This window comes from Amycolatopsis circi (assembly GCF_003385235.1).
In the GTDB taxonomy this organism is placed as follows: Bacteria; Actinomycetota; Actinomycetes; order Mycobacteriales; family Pseudonocardiaceae; genus Amycolatopsis; species Amycolatopsis circi.
This window is the reverse complement of the sequence record NZ_PQIA01000269.1, coordinates 1-4,615: the sequence shown is the minus strand read 5'-3', so window position 1 is coordinate 4,615 and position 4,615 is coordinate 1. Positions and strand designations below refer to the sequence as shown.

Here is a 4,615-nt window from a genome sequence, read left to right as displayed (position 1 = left end):
ACGGTGGGGGGCGTGGCGGGGCGGGTCATCGGCTCCATTGACCAGGAGTGGTTGATCGATGTGACGTCCGACGTCCCGCTGAGGGATCGCCAGCTGGACGTGACCACAGTGAGCTTCGCCCGCGGAGCGGAGTGGCTGCGGAGCTTCCGGGACGCGCCTTGGGCAGTGGATACCTCGGGACGAATGCCCGCTGTGCGCCTGAACTCGGACTTCGAGGGCTTCGCAGCGTTGGTGCAGGACCCGGGATCGAAAATGGAGAACATGGTGGGCGAGATGCTGCTGGCCCAGATGTGTGCCGATGTCTGGACCGCTGTGTTTCACACGGCGATCGGCAGCCTGGAGATCGAGGAGGACGGAGTGCCGCTCTTCCCACCGGATTGGCGGGGTGCGGTCCTTCGGGAAATGCTCCCGGACGTCATCCCTGGACGGTCAGAGGAAGAAGCTCTCCTCGAAGTGCACACGCGACGAACCGGCGAGGGGAGCTGGATGGATCTGCAACCGCGGATCCAGTACGCCGCCGCGCGACGTGCCGGGATTCCCAAAGCATTGGCCTCCACCGTCCGCGAGATCGAACGATTCGAGCAGGAGGCCCACGCGTGACTTCCCGACCTGAGCATCTGCCGGAGCGGCTGGCCCTGCTCTCCGATGCGCAAGCCGCCGACTTCCTCTCGGCGGAAGTGCTCGAAGGGCGCGAGGACGTTCCGTCCATCGCGCTGAACAAGGTGGCCGAGCCACTGGCGGGTGACGACGCGCGACTGGATCTGGTTCGAGTACGGGATCTGATCGACGGCGCGCTGAGCAAGTTCCGAGCGGACCGCCCTACCGCCGCGGACGCCTGGTTGGCACCGCGACTGCACGAAACCCTTCGGTTGACGCGCCGGGAAGCCGCCGAAAAGGGGCTGTGGACGTACTTGGCTCTCGGAGTTGCGCCGGACTATGTCGTTTGGCGGCATCTGCCTGAGCCGAAAGAGGATGGTTCGCGCGTGCGCGTGGCTCGTGACAGGTTCGTCGGTCCGCATTACAAGCAGTCGTTCGCCCGGCTCTGGTGGGCGGCGGAACTCTTTCGGGACGGTTCCGACTACCGCCCCGTCGTCGTGGCCTGTGGCAATCAGGACATGCTCAACTCCGCGCTTCGACTGGACGTCATCGATCATCGGCCGACCGCTCAGGCACTCGTTCGATTGCTAGAGCGAGGGACCGTGCGCACCGGCAGGGAGATCAATGCCCTGACACCCGCAGTAAACGCAGCCGCAGCGACTCTGATGTACGACCTCGTCGCCCCGGATGTGGAGCGTGACGGCGATGCCTTGCGCGACTGGATCGCAGGTGCCGCATCGGCGCTTCCCTCGCCGCGGAACGAGCTTCCGGAAGGGCCGGAGGAAGAACGGGTTCCAGAAGATGCAGTGCGGGGTTTGGTCGCACACTTCGAGGAGTTGTTCGCCGACGCGCCGGTCAGGGGGAGGGCTTCCGAGTAGACTGAGCAGTCTTGGACTCGGCCAGAGGGCACTGGCTCTGATCACCGCATCCGATGGCTCGCAGCTCCTCGGCTGTCGTTGCGGGGACTGCGGGCCAGGTCGCTGAGCGGGCCAGTTCTTTTTTCGTGGGGGCCTTGTCGCGCAGCGCCCTGCTGAGCACGTGCATTCCGAGGCGGGGCGGCACTGCATTGCCCACTTGCTGAGCCTGGTCCTTGCCGGACCAGGGGAAGTTGTGGGGGAATGTTTGGAGCACTCCGGATTCGGCGATGGTGAAGCGGTCTGACTTCCCCGCCTCGTAGTCTGCTTTGGTCTTGTACACCTTGTTCCGGGAAACTTTGCCGGTGACCGTAAAAGCAGGCTCGTCGGACTGACGTTCGCCTCGCCGCTTAGGGTCACCGTTCGATCCGTAGTTCGAGATGACGAAGAACTTTGTTTTTCCCCTGCTGCGAAGCCGAGAGATGTCGATCGACGACCCCTTCAGTGTGCTTGCCGCGTCGAGTGCTTCCGCCATCGACTGCCAACGGATCTCATGCTCGACGCCGGTCGGGAGCAATTGAGCCTGTCCAGGGCTGCTTGCTTGGCGATGCACATTGAAGGGCAGGTGAGTCGCAGCGGGCCGCCCGACGGCTCCGGAGCCTACGAGCCTCGCGACGAGTACGGCGCGGGTGCGCGTCTGGGGAACCCCGAACTGCTCAGTTTTCAGCGCCCAGCAATCCGCCTCGTACTTGATGCCCTTGAGACGTCCCTCACCGCCGCGCAGAAGGTGTGCGTAAACGTCCCACAGAGGCAGGACAGTAGGAACCTGCTCCAGAATGATGGCTTTGTACGGTTCGCGACCTTCCGTCTCGATCGCCTTGAGGAGCCAGCGGAGAGGTTCGAGCACCAAAGCTGTTCGCGGGTCCACTCCACGTGCATGCAGGTCTTTGTCGACCTCGGTTTCGTCCTCCTCATGCACCAGACGGTGCATGAACTCTTTCACGGTGTCGAGCGCTGCTCGGCCCGCGCCGCGCCCTGCGACGGAAAAGGATTGGCACGGAGGCCCGCCTGCCAGCACGTCTACCGAGGCGGGGATCTCGTCGAAACGAGTCTCGCGCATGACACTGACATCGGCATGGAAGGTCGGCAGGCCAGCCGCGTAGCGCGTTTCGCACGCGCTCTGGTCCCACTCGATGCCGATGCTCTTGAAACCTAGGAAGTGCGCGGCGACGTCGAGCCCTCCAGGGCCTGCGAAGAGGTCCAGGATGCGAGCCCCGTCGAAGGGGTGTCTCGGTGCTCCCAGGCTGCTCATGGAGCCGAAGTCTAGCCGGCCATCTAAGGGCGTTGTCAGTACGGACCGAATCGTAGTGTCCCGAGCTTGCCGCAGCATGGCATAGGACTCTGCGATAGGCACCCTGGTTGAGTGTCAGCCGGCTTATTTGGGGCCGGTGCACCGGCGCAGGATGTGAGACGCTGACGGAGTGAACCGCCTCGCCGACGCGACGTCCCCGTACCTCCTGCAGCACGCCGACAATCCGGTCGAGTGGTGGGAATGGGGTCCGGAAGCGCTGGCCGAGGCGCGGCGTCGCGGGGTGCCGATTCTGCTGTCCGTCGGGTACGCCGCCTGCCATTGGTGCCACGTCATGGCGCACGAGTCCTTCGAGCACGATGGCACCGCGACGCTGATGAACGCGCATTTCGTCAACATCAAGGTCGACCGCGAGGAGCGGCCGGACATCGACGCCGTCTACATGGCCGCCACGCAGGCCATGACCGGTCAGGGCGGCTGGCCGATGACCTGTTTCCTCACGCCCGAGGGCGAGCCCTTCCATTGCGGCACTTACTATCCGCCCGCGCCGCGGCCCGGGATTCCGTCGTTCACACAGCTGCTGGTCGCGGTCGCGGAGGCGTGGGAGGAGCGGCCGGACGACCTGCGCGAGGGGGCGAAACAGATCGTCGGGCATCTCGCCGAGCAGAGCGGTCCGCTGAAGGAATCGGCCGTCGACGCCGACGCTTTGGCGCAGGCGGTGGCGAAACTTGCGCAGGAGGCAGACTCGGCGCACGGCGGTTTCGGTGGCGCGCCGAAGTTTCCGCCGTCGATGGTGCTGGAGTTCCTGGTGCGCCACCACGAGCGCACGGGCTCGGCGGAGGCCCTGGCGCTCGCCGAGTCCGCGGCGGACGCGATGGCTCGCGGCGGCATTCACGACCAGCTGGGCGGCGGGTTCGCGCGCTACTCCGTGGACGCGGAGTGGATCGTTCCCCACTTCGAGAAGATGTTGTATGACAACGCGTTGCTGCTCCGAGTGTACGCGCATCTCGCGCGTCGCGGTTCGGCGTCGGCGCGACGGGTGGCGGAGGGGATCGTCCGGTTCCTCGAGCACGATCTTCTTACGCCGCAAGGAGGTTTCGCGGCGTCGCTCGATGCGGACACCGAAGGCGTCGAGGGATTGACGTACGTGTGGACTCCCGCGCAGCTCACCGAGGTGCTCGGGGAGGACGGCCCGTGGGCGGCTGAGCTTTTCAAGGTTACCGAAGACGGTACGTTTGAAGAAGGCGCGTCGACCCTGCAATTGCAGACAGATCCGGAAGATTTCGACCGATTCGAGCGCGTCCGGCATGCGTTGCTCGAAGCGCGGGCTGAGCGTCCACAACCGGGACGGGACGACAAGGTAGTCGCGGCGTGGAACGGTCTCGCGATTTCCGCGCTCGCCGAAGCAGGTGTCGCGTTGGAACGTCCACAGTGGATCGAACTGGCGCGTGGGGCGGCGTCGCTGCTGCTGGACCTGCACGTCGTGGACGGACGACTCCGCCGCAGCTCGCGGGACGGCGCGGTCGGGACCCCGGCCGGTGTGCTGGAGGACTACGCCTGCCTCGCCGACGGACTTCTCGCGCTCCACCAGGCCACGGGCGAACCTCGCTGGCTTACCGAAGCGACCCGGCTGCTGGACGTCGCCCTGGCGCATTTCGCGTCGGACTCCGCGCCGGGGGCTTATCACGACACCGCCGACGACGCGGAAGTCCTGGTGCAGCGACCGTCCGATCCGACGGACAATGCGAGCCCGTCCGGTGCCTCGGCGCTGGCCGGCGCGCTGCTCACGGCGTCCGCGCTGGCCGGGCCGGACCAGGCGGCGCGCTACCGCGACGCTGCTGAACTCGCGTTGCGC

General features: G+C 66.0%; 3 protein-coding genes and 1 pseudogene. 3 read left to right on the top strand and 1 reads right to left on the bottom strand.

Translation table 11 applies throughout. The annotated features are described in order from the left end of the window. Together D0D37_RS46070 and D0D37_RS46065 are read left to right on the top strand one after the other, a co-directional pair. Nucleotides 1-600 (top strand): annotated as a pseudogene (locus tag D0D37_RS46070) (hypothetical protein); the annotation flags it as partial. Next, nucleotides 597-1,475 carry a DUF6339 family protein gene (locus tag D0D37_RS46065; RefSeq protein ID WP_116206861.1) on the top strand — a complete coding sequence of 293 codons (879 nt, stop codon included), beginning with the start codon at nt 597-599 and terminating at the stop codon, nt 1,473-1,475. The pseudogene D0D37_RS46070 and the gene D0D37_RS46065, both read left to right, overlap by 4 nt. Here D0D37_RS46065 and D0D37_RS46060 read toward each other — a convergent pair. Then, a complete protein-coding gene (locus D0D37_RS46060) occupies nt 1,453-2,763 on the bottom strand; it encodes a DNA cytosine methyltransferase (RefSeq protein ID WP_116206862.1) in 1,311 nt (436 codons plus the stop codon). The genes D0D37_RS46065 and D0D37_RS46060 overlap by 23 nt on opposite strands. A gap of 169 nt (nt 2,764-2,932) precedes the next feature. Between D0D37_RS46060 and D0D37_RS46055 the strand changes: the two genes are divergently transcribed. Continuing rightward, the coding region (locus tag D0D37_RS46055) for a thioredoxin domain-containing protein (protein ID WP_162834818.1) at nt 2,933-4,615 on the top strand (1,683 nt) is incomplete at its 3' end.